This window comes from Lysobacter sp. CC-YZS074, from assembly GCF_056739745.1.
The window spans coordinates 2,280,869-2,302,281 of the sequence record NZ_CP200301.1 but is presented as its reverse complement, the minus strand read 5'-3'; the positions used below and the strand labels follow the sequence as shown (position 1 = coordinate 2,302,281).

Genomic DNA, 21,413 nt, shown 5'->3' with positions numbered 1-21,413 from the left:
AATGTCGGCCTTCTTCTTTGCGTTGACCTTGTCAGGGCACGCGATACCACTGCTTCTCGTAGGCGAGCGATCCCCACAGTGCCTGCGCATGCGCGGTCTTCGCCAACGCCGGGTCCAGCGGGGCGGGTTGCAGGCGCCTGGTGACGAGGTCGTAGCGGAACTGCTGCGGCGGCTTCTGCGGTTGCATCACCACGACGTCGTCGCCCTGCATCCAGGCGAAGTTGGCGTCGTACTGCATGAGGGCGCGGCCGGGCAGGGCGGGCGTGGCGCGGGTGAGGTCGCGGCCGGTCATCGGGGTCGGTTCGTCGATGCCGACCAGGGACAGCAGGGTCGGGCCGAGGTCGATCTGGCTGGCGATGCGGTCGTCGCGGCGCGGGGTGATGCCGCCGCCGAGGATCAGCGCGGGAATGTGGAAGTTGTCGATCGGGACGAGGTCCCCGCCGAATACGCGCGAGTCGTGGTCGGCGACGACGAGGAACACGGTGTCGTCCCAGTAGTCGGAGGCCATCGCGCGCTCGAAGAACCGGCCGACGGCGTGGTCGGCGTACTTGGCGGCGTTGTTGCGGGTCTGCTTCGGCTGCTCGTACAGGGCGATGCGACCGTCGGGGAACTCGAACGGGTCGTGGTTGCTGGACGAGAACACCAGCCCGAAGAACGGTTTGCCGGCGTCGTGCAAGCGGTTGAACTCCTCGTCGGCGCGGGCGAACAGGTCTTCGTCGCTGACGCCCCATGAGCCGGTGAACTGCGAGTCGAGGTAATCCTTCTGCTCGATCACGCGGCCGAAGCCGTTGCCAAAGAAGAAGCCGCGCATGTTGTCGAAGTGGCTCTCGCCCCCGTAGTAGAAGGTGGTGTCGTAGCCGCGCGCCTTGAAGGTCCGGGCGAGGGTGTAAAAGTCGCGCTGGGCCCTGGGCTGCTTGACCACCGCCTGCGCCGGTGTGGGCGCGAAGCCGGCGACCACCGCCTCGATACCGCGCACGCTGCGGGTGCCGGTGGCGTACATGCGGGTGAAGGTCCACGCCTGCTTGCTGAGGCGGTCGAGGTGGGGAGACAGCGGGCGGCCGCCGAGGTGGCCGATGAACTGCGCGCCGAGGCTCTCCTCCAGCACGATGACGAGGTTTTTCGGCTCGCCGGTATACGCCGGCGTGCGGGCGGCGAGGGTGGGAATGCCGCCATCGTCGAAGGCGTCCGCGGGCAGGCCGGTGCCGGCGCGGACCGCGGCGATCACCTCGCCTTCGGGCAGCGCGCCATACAGGTCCATCGCGCTGTCCTCCTGCTGCAGCCATTGCCGGGCGGCATAGGCGAGCGCGTAGAAGGAGTTGAGCGGTAACTGGTTGACCACCGGATTGGCGCTGAAGGCGACCATCGCCGGGTTCAGCGGGCGGTGGCCGAGGGTGGAGCGGGTGCCCAGCGCCGAGAGGAAGAACACGAGCAGGGCGACCACGGCACGCTGCCAGACCGGTGCCGCCGGCCGGGCGCGTGCAAACAGGCCGCGAGCCGCCTTCCAGCTGACCCACAGCGCGGCCAGCACCGCCAGCGGCGCAAGGACCACCTGCAGCGGACGGCCGTTCCAGAGCGTCGAGAACACCTCGCGCGGATAGATCAGGTATTCGAGGAACAGGCGGTTCGGTCGCAGGCCGTACTCGCCCATGAACCCGGGCGTGGCCAGTTCCAGTTGCAGCAATAGCGCCATGCACGCCGACAGCCACAGCGACACTGCGATGTGCACGGGCGGGTACGCCGGCGCCAGCAGCACCAAGACCGCCGGCAACCCGAGCAACAGGCACATCGTGGCCACGTCCACCCGGACGCCCTGCAGCAGCACCGCCGTCCAGCCCTGCGCCTGGGCCACCTGGTCGAACTTCCACACCGCGAGGCCGAGCCGCGAAGCACTCAGCAGCACCAGCCCCGCCACGAAGAACCACAGCACCGGCCGGACCGGCGCGAACACTCTCGACGACATCAGCACACCCACACCACCTCAGCAAGGCTGCGGGGATGCTGGGCGGCGGCGGGTCGGAAGCCGGTGGGCGGGGTGTCGGAAAGGCGTCGGAACGGATGGCGCCCGGCGCGCGGGCTACAGCAGGATGCAGGCCCAGACCACGGCGGCCAGAAGCAGTGCCATGCTGACCGCGGCCGAAGCGGCGTCCTTGGCCAATCCGCTGAGCGCGTGGCGTTCGGCGCCGATCCGGTCGATCGCCGCCTCGATCGCGCTGTTGAGCAACTCCACGATCAGCACCAGCAGGACCGAAGCCATCAGCAGGGCGCGTTCGACGCCGCTGAACGGGCACGCGGCGGCGACTGCCAGTAGCGGGACGGCGAGCACCACCTCCTGGCGGAACGCGGCTTCGTTGCTCCAGCACGCACGCAGGCCGCGCCACGAGTTTCCCGCCGCGGCGAGGATGCGGTCCAGCCCGGCTCTGCGCGCCTTCATCGGCCGGTCCGCGGGGTTCCGGCCGCTCATCGGGGTGCTCCGCGGCGGCACGCGCCCACCAGGTCTCGCTCCGATACCCGCGCGAAGGTCTGCACGTCGAACAGCCCCAGCACGGTGGAGAACAGGGCGTCGTGGCTGGTCGGCCGCGTTGCTCTGTCGCGCAGGCACGGCAGGTCCAGTCCCGCACCCGCGGCGAACCGCGACGAGAACCACATCAGCATCGGAACCTGCAGTTGCTGCTGCGGCGCGATCGGGTAGGGCATGCCGTGCAGGTACAGCCCATTCTCGCCCAGCGACTCGCCGTGGTCGGACAGATACAGCAGCGCGGCGTCGTAGCCCTCCACTTCACGCAGCCGGGCAATCGCCTGCGACAGCACATGGTCGGTGTAGAGCACCGCGTTGTCGTAGGCGTTGACGATCTCCTCGCGCGAGCAGTGGCCCAGTTCGGCCGTTTCGCAGGCGGGCAGGAAGCGCTTGAACGCGGGCGGGTAGCGCTGGAAGTAGCTGGGGCCGTGATTGCCCAGCATGTGCAGGACGATGACCCTGTCGCCGGCGTCCGCTCCGGCCCGGCGCGGCAGGCCCGCCAGCAGGCCCTCGTCCAGGCAACGCAGGCCGTCGCACAGGGCGGGGTCGGCAGATGCGGCCGCCGACTCGAACTCCAGCCCTTCGCACACGCCCTTGCAGCCGCTCTGGTTGTCACGCCACGTCACGTTCACCCCGACGCGCTGCAGGACATGCAGCAAGGACTGGTGCGTGCGGATGCGATCCTCGTCGTAGTCTTCGCGTCCCCAGGGCGAGAACATGCACGGCAGCGAGACCTCGGTGCTGCTGCCGCAGGCCTGCACGTGCGGGAAGTTCACCACGTCCAGGCCCGCCAGTTCCGGCGTGGTCTGGCGCTCGTATCCGTTCAGGCCCCAGTTCTGCGCCCGTACGGTTTCGCCCACCACCAGTACCAGCAGGCGTGGCTTGCGGATGGCCGCCGCTGGCGCTTGGCGCGCATCCACCGCCACTGGCAGCAGGGGCGCGTCATGCGTGTGAGGGTGCGCGAGGGCAAGGTTGCCCAAGCCATACAGATAGTTGGCCGGCGTCACCAGATAGCGCGCCTCGTGCTGGTTGCGTAGCAGGGACGACAGGTCCTTGAACGAGATCGCGGCGCCCAGCATCAGCAGCACCCACATCGACAGCAGGAACCCGGCGCGCACCAGCAAGGCCCGCGACATCGGCCGGCGCACCAGTTCCACGCGCGAAAGCAACGCACACGGCACGCCCGCGAACACCAGCAGGTGCCGGCCGAGCCCGGGGGTGAACAACTCGCGCGACTCGGCCCAATCGGTATGCAACACGTTGCGCAGCATGTCGGCGTCCAGGTACACGCCGTAGGACTGCAGGTGGAAGGTCGCGCCGGCGGTGACCACCAGCAGCAGCGACAACGCCAGCTTGGCCCACGGCCGCGCCAGCAGCAGCCCCAGCAACAGCCCGTGCAGCCCGAACAGCAGCACGAACAACGCCACAGCCAGCCGCCACTGCGCCCAGCCATGGCCCAGTGCCGCCTGCCAGAACGGCCCGTTGGCGGTCAGCGCGAAGTAGCCGCTGGCCAGCATCACCAGCGCCTCCACCGTGCTCCGCGGCCGCCATCGTGCGACTGCGCGCCAAGCCTCTGCCCACAACGCTGGCCGGGCCAGCGGGATGCTGCTCATGCCGGCACCTCCGCGCGGCGCGAACGGAGCACCAAGCGCGACAGCCCCAATGCGATGAACCAGCAGATCGCCGCGCTGTACAGGTCGTGCGACAGGAAGTGCGCCCCGCGCAACTGCTGGTCGATGCCGAACAGCAACCCGAGCCCGAGTCCGGCCGCCAGCCCGCGTCTACGCCACCCGGGCCGTACCGCATCGAAAAAGAAGTACAGCGCCAACCACGCGTAGCCCGCGCTGGCGTGGCCGGCGGGGAAGCAGCGTCCCGGTGATTGCCCGCCGGCCTGCCACGGACGGTGGTAGGCGCGTGTGCCACCGTAGCGCGTGAGATCCCATGGACAATCCATGTGGCTGCCGACCTTCAGCGCCGAGACCAGTCCGGTGCCCAGCAACACTGCCAACGCCAGGTAGCCCAGCGGTCGGCGCCACGCGTGCCAGCCGGGATGCAGCAGCGACGCCAGCCACGTCAGTACCACGCCCAGCCACGCCGCGGTCGACGCATGGCGCGCGCCCGTGTGCAGTACCGCCCCGGTCAGCCAGTGCGACTGCAGCGCCCAACGCCCGCCTTCCCACGCATACAGCCAGTCGGCCAGCCACAGGTCGCCGCGCAGACCCAGCAGCCAGACCGACAGCAACGCCAACGCGGCCAACGGCCACACCCACAACGCCACGTCTTTGGAACCCATGCACGCACCACCACGACCGAACACGCTGCGCATGCTCGGGATGGCCACGTCGGAAGCCGGTGCCCGTCACGTCGGAGCCGCGTGCGTGCGGCGTCGGAGCGCCGTCGGACGCCTGTGGGGTTTCGGTTAACCTGCCGCCGACGGATTTCCGACATGCCGAGCCGCACACTGCACGGCGGCCGAAGGCCGGACACCACGGACTGCCCATGCGCCTGCTGGTCATCGAAGACAACCGCAACCTGGTCGCCAACCTGTTCGCCTACTTCGAGGCGCGCGGCCATGTGCTGGATGCCGCGCCCGACGGCATCACCGGCCTGCACCTGGCGCTGACCCAGCCCTATGACGCGCTGATCCTCGACTGGATGCTGCCGCGCATGGACGGCCCGGAGGTGCTGCGCAAGCTGCGCGACGAGGGCGACAGCGACATGCCGGTGATCATGCTGACCGCGCGCGACGAGTTGCCCGACAAGCTCGCCGGCTTCCGCGCCGGCGCCGACGACTACCTGACCAAGCCGTTCGACCTGCCCGAACTGGAAGTTCGGCTGGAGAGTCTGCAGGCCCGTATCCAGGGCCGCGCGCGCAGCCGTGTGCTGGAGGTGGAGGACCTGCGGCTGGACCTGTCGACGCTGGAGGCCAGCCGCGGCGACGCCCCGGTGCACCTGTTCCCGGCGGGCCGCAAGCTGCTGGAGGTGCTGATGCGCGCCAGCCCCGCCGTGGTCACCCGCGAGCAGCTCGAACGCGCGCTGTGGGGCGACGAGCCGCCCGACGGCGACATGCTGCGCTCCCACATCTACGAGCTCCGGCGCGAAGTGGACGGGCCGTTCCCGGTCAAGCTGATCCAGACCGTGCCGCGCGTGGGCTACCGGCTTGCGCGCGTGGCCACGGCGGACGGGCGCTGATGAAATCGCTGCGCCCGCGCAGCCTGCGCCACCGCATCGTGCTCTGGCTGCTGGCGTTCGCCACCGCGCTGACGGTGGCGGTGATCGCCCAGGGCACGGTGGTGGTCGAGTACGTCGAGCGCATCGCGTGGAAGTCGATGCTGGCGGTCGAGCTCGACCACTTCATCGACCGCAGCCGTGACCAGCCCGGCTACCGCTGGGACGACACCGACGGCTTCACGGTCTACGTCGGCGCCGACGACCCGGACCTGCCGCCGGAACTGCGCGGGTTGGACGAGGGCCTGCACGACGAACTGCGCATCGGCGGCGTCAGCCACGCGGTGCTGGTGCATGACGACGCCGGCACCCGATACACGCTGGCGATGGACATCGAGGCGTTCGAGTCCGACGAATCCGGTTACGAGCTGCTGACCGTCATCGCCGCTGCGCTGTTGCTGCTGGCGATCGGCATCGCCGCGGTGTTCGGCGTGAGCCGGCTGCTGCGGCCGCTGAGCCGGCTGGCCCAGCGCATCGGCACGATGGACCCTGAACGCGGCGCCGGACGGATCGAACTGGAGCCGGGCGCCGGCTCGGAGCTGGTGGTGATCGCCGATGCCTTCAACGACTACCTGCAACGCAACGCGCAGTTCGTCGAACGCGAGCGTGCCTTCATCAACACCGCCAGCCACGAGCTGCGCACGCCGGTGGCGGTGATCAACGGTGCCGCCGAGCTGGCCCTGCAGGACGATGCCGATCCGGCGGCCACCCGGCACCAGTTGCGACGCATCCAGCGCAGCGCCCGCGACATGGAGCAGTTGATCGTGCTGCTGCTGGCGCTGGCCAAGGACCCGGCGCGGCTGGCGCGCACCGGCAAGCCGCTGGCGCTGGACGTGCTGCTGCCGCAGATCGTCGACGACCACCAGCACCTGACCGCCGGCAAGTCGTTGCAGCTGCGGCTGGCACCGCCGCCACCGTGCGAGATCAGCGCGCCACCGGGCATCGTCCGCGCCGCGATCGGCAACCTGCTGCGCAACGCGATCGAGAACAGCGACAGCGGCTGCATCGACATCCGCCTGCAGCCCGACGCCACGGTGGTGATCCACGACCCCGGCCACGGCATGAGCCCGGAGCAGATCAGCGCGGTCTACACCCGCATGGCGCGCGCCGGGGAGGGCACGGGCGAACCAACCGACTCGGGTATCGGGCTGGAGCTGATCACGCGGTTGTGCGAGCACTTCGGCTGGCGGTTGGAGTTGCAGTCGAACCCGGCGCACGGCACCACGGCGACACTTCAGTTCAGTGCCTGAGGCGTCGCCCGGGACGGGTTTTTCTATGTCAGGGCGGCAACTGATGTGCGGCGCTGCATGAGATGGCACTCGTCACTACCCGCCGCGAATCGCATACGGTTCTCCACCCGCTGGCCGTCGGTCCTGCGATCGGATGATGGAGGCGCTTTGCGCGATGTATTGCGCGGCTAAAGGGGCGCGGGAAGGCGGCGAGCTGACGGTTTACGCGCCGCGATCGCCGGCCGGCGGGGAATTGCTCCACCTCGATCAGGGCGTCCTGCCCTGACACGGGGCCGTCGGCCATCCAGGGCCGACTTTCCGCAACCTCCCCGCCGTCCGTCGCCCGCGAGTGGGTTGCGTCGGCTTCGCTGGCTGGGGTGTTTGCGGCAGTGTCCGCTTTCGGCCAGAAGCGGTCTTTGCACCATGTCCGAAGCCTCTACTGACCGTATCATCACCTGAATCCGTCTTGCTTTAGGGGGCTGGACCTTGGAGTGCTTCCGAATCGACGAAAGCGGCTACACAGGCTTTGACCTGCTGAACCCTGAGCAGCGGTTTCAAGGTGCGACAGCAATCGCCATCGACGACGACGAGGCCAGGCGCCTAATCCGAAAGCACTTTCCCAAGCTGCAGGCGGACGAGCTCAAGTACCGGGCCCTAGCGCGACGACCGGGCAACCGTCCCCGCCTGATGGCGCTGCAACGCGACTTGCTGGGCCACCACAAGTGCGTGACCTACGTCTGCGACAAGCGTTACCTGTTGCTGTTGATGTTCCTGAACTACGCCGTCGAGCCGTTCTACTACGAGCGCGGGATGGACTTCTACCAGGAGGGGCAGAACTACTCGCTGGCATCCCTGCTGTACACGGTGGGGCCGAGGCTTCTCGGGCCAGGCGCTCTCGACCGTCTGCTGGCAAGTTTCCAGCGCGCGGTGAAGGAAAAGAGCCCCGCGGCGCTCGCCGAACTGGTCCAGGCCGCGCGTGCCTCGCGCTGGCAGGAATTGCCGGAGGCACTGGGACCCTTGGCGCAGTTCGCCGCCCCCGAGTGCCTGCGAGCGATCGCCACACCCGGCGTCAGCACGGATGCCGCCCTGGTGGTGCTGCAGTCACTGGTCAGCCGGATGGAGGCCATGGCCGACGGTCCCTATCGGGTCGAGCACGACCAGTCGAAGAACCTGCTCACCTATCACGACTTGCTGCAGCGCTACATCCGCCACGAAGACGTGGTCACGTTCCGCCTGTCGGAGATCGCCAGCATTACTTTTCCGCTCAAGTTTCAGTCGGTGACACAGGTCGATTCCAGGAACAGTCCCGCCGTGCAATTGGCGGACGTGATGATTGGCGCGGCCATCGAAGCGGCGAACACGCTCACGGGTCAACGTGTCGGGGCGCTGGACGCCCGTGAGGTCATGGCGCTTTACGCCGATCACCAGCTGATCCACATGCTGCCCTCGACCGATTTCGATGAGCAGAAGCGGTTCCGCCAAGGAACGCAGGCGTCGCAGGTCATCGACTACTTCGAGGAGAACTTCCACAAGCCATAACCGCGCAGAGAAGCACCACCCGCCTGCGCCCGGGCACGGGTGGCCGATCAGCAACGCCAAGGACGCCGTTCGGAGCGTCCTTCTTTGTAGAGGAGCTGCATGGCAAGCATTCATTCGGAATACCACCGTTTCATGGCGCACCTGGCGCAGCGACACGTGCACGACGACGTGCGGCGGCTTGCACACCTGGTGCTTGATCATCTGCAGACACTGGCAGAGGTCGGTGCTGCGCGCCGCGGGCGATCCACGCGCCTGGCACCGCTGGCCATCGCGCATCTGGCGCAGATGCCTGTCGCGTACGACGGGGATGCCCGCGGTCCCGAGACCGGGCCGGCGCTCGGGAGACTGCACCAGCTCGACGTCGGACCGTTTCGCGGATTCATGCGGCAGGAGACGTTCGACCTCAGCCATGACATCACTCTGGTCTACGGTGCCAATGGCACCGGCAAGAGCAGCTTCTGCGAGGCCTTGGAAGTGGCGATGCTCGGTTCGATCAGCGAAGCGCAGGCCAAGCGGATCGACCAACGGACCTACTGCAACAACGCGCGCCTGCGCCGCCACGTCGCTCCGATCCTGTCATCCAAGGCGGCGGCTGAGGCGCAGGCCGTCCAGCCCGACGAAGCCGAATACCGCTTCTGCTTCATCGAGAAGAATCGTCTCGACGACTTCGCCCGCATCGCCGCGCGTACCCCGGGCGATCAGCGTCAGCTCATCGCAACCCTGTTCGGCGTGGACCAGTTCAGCGAGTTCGTGCGCGGTTTCAACCCCTCGCTCGATCAAGACTTGATGCTTGCTGGCGTCCAGGCGGCGCAGTTGGCACAGCGCCGCCTGCAGTTGGCGAACTCCGAGCAGACGATCGCCGCCTATCCGCAAAAGATCGCAGCGGTTGAAGGCCAGGAACAAGCCCTCGCGCAGCGCATGTTGCCCGGCGCGACCTACCAGGTCTGCGTGGACTGGCTGCTCGGTACGCCGCAGCAGCAGGGGCGGTTGCCGTACGTCCAGGCACAACTGGACGCCAAGCCGCCTGCCATTCACGAGGTGACCCAAGCCCGCCTGCAGGCGTTGCTGGCAGAGGCTTACCGCGTCCAGGGACTGTGGAACGCTTCGTCCGCACAACTCACGGCTCGCGCCGGCGAAGTGTCGTACGCGAAGCTCTACGAGGCGGTACTGGCCCTGGCTGACGGTGCGACCGCCTGTCCCGCCTGCGGCACTGGACTGGCTGCCGTGGCGCAAGATCCGTTCGCTAGGGCGCGGACGGGCTTGGACCAGCTCGCGCAACTGGCCGCCCTCCAGCAGCAGGAGACCGGGCTTCGGGCGCAGCTGAGCGAGACGGTCCGAGTGCTGTGGGACGAGATGCGCCGCGTGCTGGCGGCGGCTGCGGCCGCCTGTCCTGCCGAATTGCAGGGCGCGGGCCTTCCGCTGCTGCCTCCCACGGCTGCGGGCAACTGGCTCGGTGCGTGGGTCGACGGGGACCAGCGCGCCTGGCAAGCCTTGCTGCGGATCGCCCACATCATCGAGAGCTTCGACGCGCAGGCGCGTGACGTACATGCCCAGCGCGGCGCGCTGGCTCAGGAGCGGGACCGGCTGCAGCAGCACCAGTTGGAGATCGAACGGCTGCGCACCATGCGCACGACGGCCGATCAGGACCTGTCGGCCGCCCGCCAGACGGTGGCCCAATTCGATGAGGCGAACCGCGAACTGATCCAGGCTGTCGCGGCTGAAGTGCCGGTGGTGGCACACCATCAGCGAATCAAGGCTGCCTACGACGGTTTCCTGCCCGAGATCCAGGCCTACCTGACAGCTCTTCCGGGTGTGCTGCTGCAGGGGCTGGGAGAGCAGGCCCGCCATCTATACAACGCGTTCAACCGAGCCGATCCCCCCGGCGATCTGCTGCACGGGCTGTGGTTGCCGGTGGCGGAAAACGGAAAGATCGAGGTGGAGTTCGCCGGGGAGCCGGACATCCGCTACGACGCGCTCATCGTCTTCAGCGAAGGGCACATCAAATGCTTGGGCCTGGCGATTCTACTCGCCAAGAACATCGCGCAGGGCTGCCCCGTGGTCATCTTCGATGACGTCGTCAACGCGATCGACGACGACCACCGCGATGGCATCTGGCGCACATTCTTCGAGGACGGTCTGCTCGACGGCAAGCAGGTCATTCTCACCTCGCACGCCGAGGAATTCCTGCACCGTATCCAGCAGGAGTTGGGCGTCCGGCGCGCTTCTGCCATTAAACGCTACAAGTTCCTCCCGCATCATGGGGAGCACGAACTGCGCGTCGACAGCGACCCGCCGACGAAGAACTATGTTCTCCTGGCCCAGCAGGCGTTGGCGGCCGACGAGAAGCGCGAGGCACTGCGCCAGGCTCGGCCGGCGCTGGAGAGTCTGACGGACCGCCTCTGGACATGGCTGGGCCGGCGGGTGGACGGTCGAATCGACATCAAGCTGGGTGGGCCCCGCTCGCCCTGGGAGTTGAATAACAAGTGCAGCAAGCTGCGATCGGCGGTCGATCGGATCGCGGCACAGCACGTCGGTGCGTCGCAGGCGGTCGCCGCGCTCGCTGCACTGCTCAATGTCAGCGGCGCGAGTATCGAGTGGGGGTACCTCAACAGCGGCGTACACGACGCCCAGCGTGACCATGAATTTGACCGTGCCACTGTGCGCACAATCGTGGAATCCGTCACTGCATTAGACGCAGCACTAGAAGCGTTGCAGAACCGCTGAGCAACCGCCTTAGGCCGTCCGAGATAAGGTGACTGAGAGATGTCGATCCCAACCAGCATCCTAGACTCATGCCCGGCTCAGACCACCCGCATCGACCCCGTCTCCACAAACCGCCGATGCCACGACAGCGCCTCGTCCAGCAGGTGCGGGGTGTGCTTGCCGTAGCTCTCCCGGCTCGCGCGGTCGAAGTAGTCCTGCAGCATCGGCTTGAAGTCCGGATGCGCACAGCGCTCGATGATCAGTTTCGCGCGTTGCTTCGGCGCCAGCCCGCGCAGGTCGGCCAGGCCCTGTTCGGTCACGATCACCATCGTGTCATGCTCGGTGTGGTCGACGTGGCTGGCCATCGGCACGATGCCGGAGATCTTGCCGACCTTGGCCGCGCTGGGTGACATGAACACCGACAGGTAACCGTTGCGGGCGAAGTCGCCGCTGCCGCCGATGCCGTTCATGATCCGGCTGCCGGCGATGTGGGTGGAATTGACGTTGCCGTAGATGTCGGCCTCGATCATGCCGTTCATGGCGATGCAGCCGAGCCGGCGGATCAGTTCCGGGTGGTTGGAGATCTCCTGCGGCCGCAGCAGGATGCGCTCGCGGTAGAAGTCGACGTGGGCGTTGAACTCCTCGATGCCGGCCGGGCTCAGCGAGAACGAGGTCGCCGACGCCAACCGCAGGGTGCCGTTCTTCAGCAGCTCCAGCATGCCGTCCTGGATCACCTCGGTGTACGCCGCCAGGCCCTGGTAGCCGCCCCGCGCCAGGCCGGCGAGCACCGCGTTGGCGATGTTGCCCACGCCCGATTGCAGCGGCAGCAGTTTGTCGGTCAGGCGGCCGCGCTTGATCTCGTGGTCGAGGAAGTCGAGCAGGTGACCGGCGATCTGTTGCGACGCTTCGTCCGGCGGGCTGAAGGCGGAGTTGCGGTCGGGCGCGTCGGTTTCGACCACGGCGATGATCTTCGCCGGATCGACCTTCAGGTACGGCTCGCCGATGCGGTCGTCGGGCGCGGTCAGCGGGATCGGCTTGCGGTTCGGGGGCAGGGCGGTGCCGTAGTAGATGTCGTGCATGCCCTCCAGCGCGGCCGGCTGCCAGCGGTTGACCTCGATGATCACCTTGCCGGCCTGGTCCAGCCAGGTCTTGTTGTTGCCGACCGAGGACGACGGGATCAGGCGCCCGTCCTCGCGGATGCCTGCGACCTCGATCACCGCCACGTCGATGTCGCCGAAGAAGCCGAACCAGGTGTGCTGGGCGACGTGGCTGAGGTGGATGTCGATGTAGTCGAGCGTGCCGGCGTTGATGCGCTCGCGCACGTTGGGGTCGGACTGGTAGGGCAGGCGCAGTTCCATGCCCTCGACCCTGGCCAGGGCGCCATCGAGTTCTGGCGCCGTCGACGCGCCGGTCAGGACCTTGATGCGGAACGGGTGGCCCTCGCCGGCGGCCTGCTCCATGCGCGCGGCCAGCGCCTGCGGCACGGCCTTGGGGTAACCGGCGCCGGTGAAGCCGCTCATCGCCACGGTCATGCCGGGTTGGATCAGTTGGGCGGCCTGTTGGGCGGTCATCAGCCGCTCGCGCAGGCGGGGGTCGAGGATGCGCTCTTGCATGGGAAGTCCCGTCGTTGCTGGGGGCTACCCGATTCTAGGCCGCGGGCCATGGGCGGACCGTTGCGTGGCTGGAACGGTCGATTCCGGCCAAAAAGAAAGGGCCGGCATTGCGGCCGGCCCTCCCGTGTGCACCGTTTTGCCGGGGTGCCGGCTCAGGCCTTTTCGCTTTCGATCCAGCGGTTGATCTTGTCCTCCAGCACGTCCAGCGGCACCGAGCCGTCCTTCAGCACTTCGGCGTGGAACTCGCGGATATCGAAGTCCTCGCCCAGCGCGGCCTCGGCCTTGTCGCGCATCTCCAGGATCTTCAGCTCGCCCATCTTGTAGGCCAGCGCCTGGCCGGGGATGGCCATGTAGCGCTCGGCCTCGGCGGTGGCCTGGGTCTCGGACTCGGCGGAGTTCTCCAGCATGTATTCGATGACCTGCTCGCGGGTCCAGCCCTTGCTGTGCAGACCGGTGTCGACCACCAGCCGGATCGCGCGCCACAGCTCGTTCTGCAGGTAGCCGAACTCGCTGTAGGGGTCGGTGTAGACGCCCAGGTCCTTGCCGAGCGATTCGGCGTACAGGCCCCAGCCCTCGGTGAAGGCGGTCTCGCCGCCGAAGCGGCGGAAGGTCGGCAGGCCGGTCAGCTCCTGCTGCAGGGCGATCTGGAAGTGGTGGCCGGGAATCGCCTCGTGGAGGAACAGGTCCTCGGCGTCCCAGGTCTTGCGGGTCGGCAGGTCGTAGGTGTTGACGTAGAAGATGCCGGGGCGGCTGCCGTCCTCGCTCGGGCGCATGTACGAGCCGCCGGCCGCCGACTGGGCGCGGAACGCCTCGACCGGGCGGATCTCGAAGGGTGCCTTCGGCGTTAGCGAGAACAGCTCCGGGATCTTCTGGTTGATCTTGTCCTCGAGGCCGCGGTAGTGCGCCAGCAGCGCCTCCTCGGACTCGAACGAGAACCGCGGGTCGGTCTGCATGAACTCGAAGAAGTCCTGCAGCGAGCCCTCGAAACCGACCTCGGCCATGACCTTGCGGATCTCGCCGTGGATGCGCTCCACCTCGTCCAGGCCGATCTGGTGGATCTGCGCGGGGCTCAGGTCGGTGGTGGTCGAGTTCTTCGCGCGGAAGGCGTACCACGCCTCGCCGTTGGGCAGCGCGGCCATGCCGGCGGTGTCGCGGGTGTGCGGCATGTAATCGTCGGCGATGTACTCGCGCAGCTCGCGGTAGGCCGGCATCAGCTGCTGCTCGATCAACGTGCGGTAGTCAGCGGTGATGCGCTCTTTCTCCTCCGCGCTGAAGGATTCGGGCATGTCGGCGATCGGCTTCCAGAACAGCGTGTCGGCGGCGTCGTCCTTGATCAGCGCGTCCAGCTGCGGCAGCACCTTCTCCATCAGCGCGCGCGGCTGCACCACGCCGGCTTCCACGCCCTGCTTCATGTTGGCGATGGCCTGGTCGAACAGCACCGGCACCTGCGAGGCGCGCTTGCTCCAGTTGTCGTAGTCCTCGACCGTCTCGAACGGCTGCGCGCCGGTGCCCGAGCCCAGCTGCACCACCGTGGAGGCGATGTTGTAGAACTGGTTGACCGGCTGCATCCAGCCCGGGAACTGCTCGCTGGCGAGCTCGTCCTTCGCGTTGCGCACGAAGATCTGGTAGCTCAGCAGGTCCTGGCCTTCCAGTCCGTCGGAGCCGACCGCCTCGATCTTCTCCAGCCAGCCGGCGGTGAAGTCGTGGGACCTGTCGCGGTACTCCTCGGACAGGAAGTTCGGCAGCTGGTCGTTGTAGCGCGGGTCGCCCTGGAAGGTCGCGGCCAACGGGTTGAGCTTGAGCATCTCTTCCCAGTACTGCGCGTACAGCTTGTCGAGCTGCGCGGCCTTGTCGGTGGCCTGCTCGCTGGTGGCGGCGCCCGCCTGGGCGGGGTCGGCCGCATTGCCGGGGCTGCAGCCGGCGAAGGCGGCGGCCATCGCGAGCACGAGCAGGGAGCGGGTGGCGTTGAGCGTCATCGTCATCTCCTTCGGTGCCCCGGGTCAGGGCAAACCCCGAGCCTCGCCGCTTGTGCCGGACGCAGGCATGGGCCAAAGGTCACCGGCACGGCCGCTCCGGCCGAGAAGCGGGCGGAGCGTCCGGAAAACGCGCCGGGGCGTCAGTCGGCGCCGGCCGCCTCGCGCAGCTCGCCCGCGCGATCGGCGCCGAGATAGCGCGTGATACCGCGCCGCATGAGGTAGATCAGCGGGATCAGCGCGACCGCGGCGAGCATCTTGTAGCCGTAGTTGACCGTGCTGACCGCCAGGAACAGCGAGGTCGGCCACTGCTGCGGGCCGAGCACGAAGGCGATGTAGAGCACGACGAAGCTGTCGACCAGTTGCGAGACGGCCGTCGAGCCGGTCGCGCGCAGCCATATGTGGCGCTCGCCGGTCGCGCGGCGGATACGCTGGAACACGGCGGTGTCGATCAGCTGGCCGGCGATGAAGGCAACCAGCGAGCCGGCGATCGTCCACAGCCCCTGCCCGAACACGGCGGCGAAGGCGGCCTGGTAGTCGTCCACGCCCTGGGGCTGCGCCGCGGTCACCCACCAGCCGGCGGGCACCAGCGCAATCGCGGCGAACGCGAACGCAAAGCCGTAGACGATCAACCCCGCCGCGAGCCAGGAGATCATCCGCACGCCGCGGCGGCCGTAGAACTCGTTCACCACGTCGGTCAGCACGAACACCATCGGCCACAGCAGGGTGCCGGCGGTGAAACTCAGCGAACCGCTCTGGCCGAACAGGTTCCACTGCATCGGCTCGATGCCGAGGGTGTCCTCCAGCGCGAAGATCTTGACCCCGATGAACTCGGCCAGCACCGCATTGGCGCAGAAGAACGCCGCCAGTGCGATGAACAGCCGGGTGGCGCGGTCGTGCAGCGGGTGGTGCATCACGGCCGTTCGGGCGGCGGCGAGAACGGGATCGACTCGGGCGAGACCGCGCCGCCGGAGATGATGAAGCTCATCGCCTGGTCGACGGTCCAGTCGGTCGGGGTGATCTTCTCGACCGGCACGATCTCCAGGTAACCGGACGTCGGGTTGGGCGTGGTGGGCACGTAGACCGCGGCCAGTTCGCGCCCGGTGCCCTGTTCCTTCAGGACCCGGGTGACGAAGCCAATGGACTTCATCTCGGTGTGCGGGAAGTCGATCAGCACCACCCGCTGGGTGCCGTCAGGCTTGGTCTGCAGGATGTCGAGCAGTTGCCGCGCGCTGCCATAGATGGTGCTGGCGAAGGGCACGCGCCGGATCAGCGACTCGAACCAGCGCAGCAGCCGCTGGCCTATCACCCGGTGCGCCATCATTCCCGACAGCAGGATCACCAGCACGGTGGCGACCAGCGCGATCAACGTCTGCACCCAGTCGCTGGCGAGCCAGCCGGCGATCTGCGGGTAGTCGTTGGCCAGCCGCACCAGCACCGGGCCGGTGATCGGCCGGCTGGTATCGGACAGCAGCACGAACACGAACTTGGCCACGACCCAGGTCAGCCACAGCGGCAGCAGGGTCAGCAGCCCGGTGATGAAGAGCCGTTGCAGGGTGGGGGGCTGGCGCATCGCGCGATTGTACGGGCGGCGCGGACGCGCCGCCGGTGCCTAGAGTTCGCGCACCAGCCGGAAGCCCACGTCGTCGTAGCCGCGTTCGGCGTCCAGCGCCCGGGCGCCGCCCTCCTCGTTGCGCCAGGAGGTGCCGAGCGCCTTGCGTTCGGTGCAGGTGGCGCCGCAATCACGCAGCCACAGGGAAATGTCGCGGCCGCTGATCTCCGGCGCCATCTGGCGTGATTCGGCGGTGCCGGGCAGGCGGTATTCGTGCCCGGTCTGGCGGCTGTACCACTCGGCATACGCCTGGGCGTCGACGGAGGACACGCAGACCACCGGTTCGTTGTCGCCCTGGCCGAAGCCGGGGTCGCGCCAGTCACGCGGCGCGAGCACGCGCAACAGCGATGCGCGTTCGCGGCAGCGGGCGGCGGGGCGCCCGGTGGCGGTGGCGAACTGCTGGTATTCGTCGCGGCTGACCGGCTTGCGGCTGATCGCCACGCCACCGGTGCCGAGCACGGCGCCCGAGGGGTCGTTGGGCAGGGTCTGCCCGCGTCGCGGGATCGCCTCTGCGCGGGCCTGCAGCCGCTGGGTGGCCGGCGCGGGCGAGCCGAGTGCCTGGGCCAGCGTCACCACGGCGGCGGCCCGGTCGCGGTCGAATCCGGCCGCGGCCGTGTCCATGCGGCCTTGCAGTGCCTGGTCGAGGTCTTCCAGCAGCGGCGGCGAGAGGGCAGCGATCGCACCGCCGGTTTCCTCCTCCAGCTTGCGCAACCAGCCGAGGTACTCCCTGGCGCGCTCGTCGCGCTGCCGGTCGACGTTGGCGATCATCTCGGCGCCGAGGGCCGCGGCGAGCTCGCCGGCGACCCGTTGCACCTCGGCGTTGTCGGGGTCGGTCTGCCAGGCGCGGACCACGCTCGCGTACGCGTTGGCGTCCTCGGGCGCGGTGAGGTCGCGTGCGGCCAGTTGCCGGCGTGCGTCCTCGAGCGCGTCCTGGACCGGCGCCTCGGGCAGCGGGCGCATCATCGAGGCGATCGGATCGGCCGAATGGGCCTCTTCGGCGGCGGGCACCCCGGCCCGGAGGAATCCGTCCTCGCCGCCGCGCGAGAGCAGCAGCGATGCCAGCCCGACTACTGCGATTACCGCCAGCCCGGCCCAGACCGGTCGCGGCACCAGCCGCAGCTGGCGGGCGGCGCGCTCGCGCCACATCGTCAGGCGCGGCCAGCTGCGCCGGCGCTCGACCAGGGTGAGCATCTCCGACATCTCGGCGACGTTCTGGAACCGGTCGCCGGTCTGCTTGGCCAGCGCGCGGTTCATGAAACGCTGCCAGTGGCGCAGGTGCGGCGGCAGCCTGGGAATCGGATCCTGCGCATGCATGACCGCCATCGAAAGCGCGTCGCCGGCCTGGTAGGGCAGGTGGCCGGCGAGCATTTCCCAGGCCAGCACGCCGAGGCTGTAGAGGTCGGCGCGACCGTCGACGTCCTCGCCACGGGCCTGTTCGGGGGCCATGTAGGCGGTGCTGCCCACGGCAAGCCCGGCGGCGGTGACGCGCGGTCCGAAGCCGCGCCGCAGGGCGATACCGAAGTCGGCCAGCAGCGGCCGCTCGGTGTCGTCGAACAGCACGTTCTCGGCCTTGACGTCGCGGTGCACAACGCCGTGGTCGTGCGCGTACTTCAGCGCCGACAGCAGCGCGCGCAGGGTTTCGATGACGCGGGGCTCGTCGACGCCGCCGCCCTCGAGCTGGAAGCTGCGCTGGCCGAGGTGGCCGCGCGCCATGTACGGCATCGCGTAGTAGGGCAGGCCCTCGGCGGTGCGGCCGAGTTCGTGGATGCGCACGACGTGGGCGTGCTCGAGCCGGGCGATCGTACGCACCTCGTTCTCGAAGCGGCGGCGGCTGACCTCGTCGGACAGGGCCTGGGTGGCCATGACCTTGATCGCCACCTCGCGGTCGAGCGCGACCTGTTCGGCCAGGTAGACGGTGGACATGCCGCCGTGATTGATCACGCGCAGCAGCCGATAGCCCTTGATCACCGGCAAGGGCGCGGCGGTGGCGTCGGTGTTTTGCGGGTGTGACATCGCGGTCGCGGCCCCCTCTCGCGGAGGTCGAGCATACCCCCCGGCGCAGGGCCCGTGAATCCTCGAATGCGATTGTTCACATCCGCGCCCGCAAGCACTGCGGCCACGGGCGGGAAGGGGCGTGAACCGCCGCGCGCGGTTAGTCCGTGGCGGCACCGGCGCGCGCGCCGCGGCCTTTTTTCAGGCGCACGTAGAGCTGCTTGCGGACCCTGGCCACCACCTCGCCGTCGCTGTCGACCACGTCGGTGTCGAACCAGCGCAGCACTTTGTCGCCGCCGGCCGCTCCGGCGCGCAGTTCATCGAGCACCGCCTCGTCGAGGTCGAAGCGCGCATGCACGACGCCGCGGCCGGGCTTGAGGAAGTCGATGGTGCCGGCGCGGTCCCAGACGATGTAGTCGCGCCCGATCGACTGCAGCACCAGCAGCATCCAGAACGGATCGGTCATCGCGAACAGGCTGCCGCCGAAGTGGGTGCCGACGTAGTTGCGGTTCCACGGCCGCATGCGCAGCTCGACCCGGGCGTGGCGGTAGTCGTCGCCGAGGAGGGTGACGTGGATGCCGCTGAACAGGAACGGCGGCCACAGGTTGATGCCGCGGCGGAACAGGCTGGCTTTCATGGGCGGGGCGGGACGACGTGGGTCGCACAGCCTGCCATACGGCTGCGTACAGTCAAGGCCGCGCGACTGCCGCTCCTACAAGAGCCACGCCCATGTCAGAACAGCACGGACGCCATCTTGCGGCGGTAGCGGCCGACCAGCTCGGCGTCGTCGATCACCTGGAAGGCGTCGATCAGCGCCTTGCGGGGCAGGCCTTCGGCGAAGTCGCGGTCGTGCTGCAGCATCGCGAGGAACTGTTCGAGCGCCTCCTCGTTGCGGCCGGCCGTCAGTCGGTGCGCGCCGAGCAGGTGCCGCGCGTGCAGGTCGGCCGGGTCGGCGGCGATCGCCTGCTGCAGCGACTCGGCCGGTGGCGCGTCCTTCAGCAGCGCGGCGAAGCCGAGGCTGGCACGGGCGCGGCGGGCGCGGTCGTCGGTGGCCAGGTTGGCGGGCAGGCCGTCCAGCAGCGGCTCGGCCTCGGCGGTCGCGCCGGTCTGCAGCAGGGCGACGGCGAGGTCGAGCTTCAGTTCGTCGTTGTCGGGGGTCAGTGCCAGCTCGCCGCGCAGGCGGGCGACCTCGGCCTGCGGGTCCAGCGGCGCGGTCGGCTCCGCGGCGGCGTCGTCGGCCGGCGCGGCCGGTTCGATCCCGTGCTGGCGCAGCAGCTCGCGGATCTGGCCCTCCGGCACCACGCCGGGGAAGCCGTCGACCGGCTGGCCGTCCTTGAGCAGGAACACGGTCGGAATCGAGCGGACCTGGAATGCCGCGGCGATCTGCGGCTCCTTGTCGACATCGACCTTGGCCAGCACGAACGCGCCGTTGTACTCGGCCGCGAGCTTGTCCAGCACCGGCCCCAGCTGCTTGCACGGCCCGCACCACTCGGCCCAGAAGTCGACCAGCACCGGCGTCTGCAGCGATTTCTGCAGGACATCGGCCTCGAAGGTCCCGGTGGTGGCGTCGAAAACGTGCGGCGTGGCGGTGGCGGTCATGGCGGCTCCTGGAGTGCTCGACCGGACATGGTGCCGGATGGCGGTTATTCCAAGCCGGGGATGACCGGGTCAGGGCGACGCGTGGCCGTCGCCCGGCTGGCGGTAGACCACGCCGTCCTTCATGACGAAGTCGACCGCCAGCACCGTCTCGATGTCCTCGAGCGGGTTGCCCGGCATCGCCACGATGTCGGCGCGCTGGCCGGGCGCGATCACGCCCAGGTCGTCGACACCCAGCACCTCGGCCGCGCGGATCGTCGCCATCTGCAGCGCTACCGCGGCGGGGATGCCGGCCTCGACCAGGTAGACGAACTCGCGCGCGTTGTCGCCGTGCGGGCCGACGCCCATGTCGGTGCCGAACGCCATCGGCACGCCGGCCCGGTAGGCGCGCGCTGCGGTGTCCTGGATCAGCGCACCGATCCGCGCCGCCTTCGGCCGCACCACGTCGGGGAAGTAGCCGTCGATCTTCGCCTTGTCGGCGACGAAGCGGCCGGCGTGGATGGTCGGGATGTACCAGGTGCCCTTGTCCTTCATCAGCGCCATCACCTCGTCGCTCATGTAGGTACCGTGCTCGATGCTGGTGACGCCGGCCACGACCGCGCGGCGCATGCCTTCCTCGCCGTGTGCGTGGGCGGCGACGCGGTAGCCGTAGTCCTTCGCCGTCTGCACCACCGCGGCGACCTCGTCGACGGTGAACTGCGGCGCGTCGCCCGACTTCGCGTACGACAGCACGCCGCCGGTGGCGGTGATCTTGATGACGTCGCTGCCTTCCTTGTAGCGCTGGCGCACGGCCTGGCGGGCATCGTCGACCGAGTTGATCACGCCCTCGGTCGGGCCCGGTGGACCGAGCAGGTGCGACAGCGCGGAGTTGTAGCCGTTGGTCGGGTCGGCGTGGCCGCCGGTAGTGGCGATCGACTTGCCCGCCGCCCAGATCCGCGGCCCCGGGACCAGCCCCTGGTTGATCGCGTCGCGCAGGTGCGGGGCGATCTCGCCGCCAAGGTCGCGCACGCTGGTGAAGCCGGACAGCAGCGTCTTCTCGGCGTAGCCGACCGAGCGGAACGCGTAGTCGACCTCGTCGAGACGGAAGCCTTCGGAGTAACTGTCCGGGCCGGACTGGCTGCCCAGGTGCACGTGCAGGTCGGTCCAGCCGGGTGTGCAGGTGTGGCGGGGGAAATAGAACACGTCGGCACCGGCAACGGCGTCGTGGCCCGGCGTCACCGCGGTGATCCGGCCATCGCGCACCAGCACCGTGTGCGGTCCGAGCACCTCGCCGCTGCGGCTGTCGAACAGCTGGTCGCAGTGCAGGGCGGTGGTCGGTGATTGCGCAGCCAGCGGCGCTGCGAACGGGGCGAGAAAGGCAAACAACAGCAGTGAGCGCATGCGTCCGGTCCCGTCGGGTGACGCCCGATCATA

At 68.8% G+C, this 21,413-nt stretch carries 16 protein-coding genes; 4 read left to right on the top strand and 12 right to left on the bottom strand.

Annotated elements, in window-relative coordinates; all coding sequences use genetic code 11:
• Positions 1–31: 31 nt before the first annotated feature.
• The 4 genes from U8331_RS10370 to U8331_RS10355 all read right to left on the bottom strand — a co-directional run bounded on the left by U8331_RS10370 (position 32) and on the right by U8331_RS10355 (position 4,808).
• Complete coding sequence (locus tag U8331_RS10370; protein ID WP_481130960.1) at positions 32–1,960, bottom strand: LTA synthase family protein; 1,929 nt, start codon at positions 1,958–1,960, stop codon at positions 32–34.
• Positions 1,961–2,074: 114 nt separating this feature from the next.
• A complete protein-coding gene (locus U8331_RS10365) occupies positions 2,075–2,431 on the bottom strand; it encodes a diacylglycerol kinase (protein WP_481130959.1) in 357 nt (118 codons plus the stop codon).
• 26 nt (positions 2,432–2,457) lie between these two features.
• Positions 2,458–4,128, bottom strand: a complete 1,671-nt coding sequence (locus tag U8331_RS10360) for a phosphoethanolamine transferase (protein ID WP_481130958.1) — start codon at positions 4,126–4,128, stop codon at positions 2,458–2,460.
• Complete coding sequence (locus tag U8331_RS10355; protein ID WP_481130957.1) at positions 4,125–4,808, bottom strand: phosphatase PAP2 family protein; 684 nt, start codon at positions 4,806–4,808, stop codon at positions 4,125–4,127. Before U8331_RS10355 ends, U8331_RS10360 begins: the two co-directional genes overlap by 4 nt.
• 206 nt (positions 4,809–5,014) lie before the next feature.
• Between U8331_RS10355 and U8331_RS10350 the strand changes: the two genes are divergently transcribed.
• The 4 genes from U8331_RS10350 (at position 5,015) to U8331_RS10335 (ending at position 11,235) form a co-directional block, all read left to right on the top strand.
• Positions 5,015–5,707 carry a response regulator transcription factor gene (locus U8331_RS10350; protein ID WP_481130956.1) on the top strand — a complete coding sequence of 231 codons (693 nt, stop codon included), beginning with the start codon at positions 5,015–5,017 and terminating at the stop codon, positions 5,705–5,707.
• Positions 5,707–6,993, top strand: a complete 1,287-nt coding sequence (locus U8331_RS10345; protein WP_481130955.1) for a sensor histidine kinase — start codon at positions 5,707–5,709, stop codon at positions 6,991–6,993. The genes U8331_RS10350 and U8331_RS10345 overlap by 1 nt, the downstream gene beginning before the upstream one ends.
• Before the next feature lie 465 nt (positions 6,994–7,458).
• Entirely contained in the window at positions 7,459–8,511 is a 1,053-nt protein-coding gene (locus U8331_RS10340) for a DUF3800 domain-containing protein (protein ID WP_481130954.1), read from the top strand.
• 99 nt (positions 8,512–8,610) lie between these two features.
• Positions 8,611–11,235, top strand: a complete 2,625-nt coding sequence (locus U8331_RS10335) for an AAA family ATPase (RefSeq protein WP_481130953.1) — start codon at positions 8,611–8,613, stop codon at positions 11,233–11,235.
• Positions 11,236–11,312: 77 nt separating this feature from the next.
• On the opposite strand, the gene U8331_RS10330 is transcribed toward U8331_RS10335, so the two are convergent.
• The 8 genes from U8331_RS10330 to U8331_RS10295 form a co-directional block, all read right to left on the bottom strand.
• Positions 11,313–12,827, bottom strand: coding sequence for an acetyl-CoA hydrolase/transferase family protein (locus U8331_RS10330; RefSeq protein WP_481130952.1), 1,515 nt, complete (start codon positions 12,825–12,827; stop codon positions 11,313–11,315).
• A 152-nt stretch (positions 12,828–12,979) separates the two neighbouring features.
• Entirely contained in the window at positions 12,980–14,809 is a 1,830-nt protein-coding gene (locus U8331_RS10325) for a DUF885 domain-containing protein (RefSeq protein WP_481130951.1), read from the bottom strand.
• A gap of 134 nt (positions 14,810–14,943) precedes the next feature.
• Positions 14,944–15,714 carry a queuosine precursor transporter gene (locus tag U8331_RS10320; protein WP_481130950.1) on the bottom strand — a complete coding sequence of 257 codons (771 nt, stop codon included), beginning with the start codon at positions 15,712–15,714 and terminating at the stop codon, positions 14,944–14,946.
• A complete protein-coding gene (locus U8331_RS10315; RefSeq protein WP_481130949.1) occupies positions 15,714–16,373 on the bottom strand; it encodes a DUF502 domain-containing protein in 660 nt (219 codons plus the stop codon). Before U8331_RS10315 ends, U8331_RS10320 begins: the two co-directional genes overlap by 1 nt.
• A 39-nt stretch (positions 16,374–16,412) precedes the next feature.
• The gene (locus U8331_RS10310) at positions 16,413–18,425 is read right to left on the bottom strand and encodes a serine/threonine-protein kinase (RefSeq protein WP_481130948.1); all 2,013 of its coding nucleotides are present in this window, start codon (positions 18,423–18,425) and stop codon (positions 16,413–16,415) included.
• A 139-nt stretch (positions 18,426–18,564) separates the two neighbouring features.
• Complete coding sequence (locus U8331_RS10305; protein ID WP_481130947.1) at positions 18,565–19,041, bottom strand: DUF4442 domain-containing protein; 477 nt, start codon at positions 19,039–19,041, stop codon at positions 18,565–18,567.
• A 95-nt stretch (positions 19,042–19,136) separates the two neighbouring features.
• Positions 19,137–20,003, bottom strand: a complete 867-nt coding sequence (gene trxA / locus U8331_RS10300; RefSeq protein WP_481130946.1) for a thioredoxin — start codon at positions 20,001–20,003, stop codon at positions 19,137–19,139.
• A gap of 69 nt (positions 20,004–20,072) precedes the next feature.
• Entirely contained in the window at positions 20,073–21,380 is a 1,308-nt protein-coding gene (locus U8331_RS10295) for a metal-dependent hydrolase family protein (protein ID WP_481130945.1), read from the bottom strand.
• Positions 21,381–21,413: the final 33 nt, after the last annotated feature.

What these genes read in the sequence shown, in the direction of transcription:
- U8331_RS10370 (WP_481130960.1), bottom strand. Translation starts at nt 1,960, where the DNA reads ATGTCGTCGAGAGTGTTCGCGCCGGTCCGGCCGGTGCTGTGGTTCTTC.
- U8331_RS10315 (WP_481130949.1), bottom strand. Translation starts at nt 16,373, where the DNA reads ATGCGCCAGCCCCCCACCCTGCAACGGCTCTTCATCACCGGGCTGCTG.
- U8331_RS10330 (WP_481130952.1), bottom strand. Translation starts at nt 12,827, where the DNA reads ATGCAAGAGCGCATCCTCGACCCCCGCCTGCGCGAGCGGCTGATGACC.
- U8331_RS10345 (WP_481130955.1), top strand. Translation starts at nt 5,707, where the DNA reads ATGAAATCGCTGCGCCCGCGCAGCCTGCGCCACCGCATCGTGCTCTGG.
- U8331_RS10305 (WP_481130947.1), bottom strand. Translation starts at nt 19,041, where the DNA reads ATGAAAGCCAGCCTGTTCCGCCGCGGCATCAACCTGTGGCCGCCGTTC.
- U8331_RS10360 (WP_481130958.1), bottom strand. Translation starts at nt 4,128, where the DNA reads ATGAGCAGCATCCCGCTGGCCCGGCCAGCGTTGTGGGCAGAGGCTTGG.
- U8331_RS10310 (WP_481130948.1), bottom strand. Translation starts at nt 18,425, where the DNA reads ATGTCACACCCGCAAAACACCGACGCCACCGCCGCGCCCTTGCCGGTG.
- U8331_RS10335 (WP_481130953.1), top strand. Translation starts at nt 8,611, where the DNA reads ATGGCAAGCATTCATTCGGAATACCACCGTTTCATGGCGCACCTGGCG.
- U8331_RS10325 (WP_481130951.1), bottom strand. Translation starts at nt 14,809, where the DNA reads ATGACGATGACGCTCAACGCCACCCGCTCCCTGCTCGTGCTCGCGATG.
- U8331_RS10320 (WP_481130950.1), bottom strand. Translation starts at nt 15,714, where the DNA reads ATGCACCACCCGCTGCACGACCGCGCCACCCGGCTGTTCATCGCACTG.
- U8331_RS10350 (WP_481130956.1), top strand. Translation starts at nt 5,015, where the DNA reads ATGCGCCTGCTGGTCATCGAAGACAACCGCAACCTGGTCGCCAACCTG.
- U8331_RS10355 (WP_481130957.1), bottom strand. Translation starts at nt 4,808, where the DNA reads ATGGGTTCCAAAGACGTGGCGTTGTGGGTGTGGCCGTTGGCCGCGTTG.
- U8331_RS10295 (WP_481130945.1), bottom strand. Translation starts at nt 21,380, where the DNA reads ATGCGCTCACTGCTGTTGTTTGCCTTTCTCGCCCCGTTCGCAGCGCCG.
- U8331_RS10365 (WP_481130959.1), bottom strand. Translation starts at nt 2,431, where the DNA reads ATGAAGGCGCGCAGAGCCGGGCTGGACCGCATCCTCGCCGCGGCGGGA.
- trxA (WP_481130946.1), bottom strand. Translation starts at nt 20,003, where the DNA reads ATGACCGCCACCGCCACGCCGCACGTTTTCGACGCCACCACCGGGACC.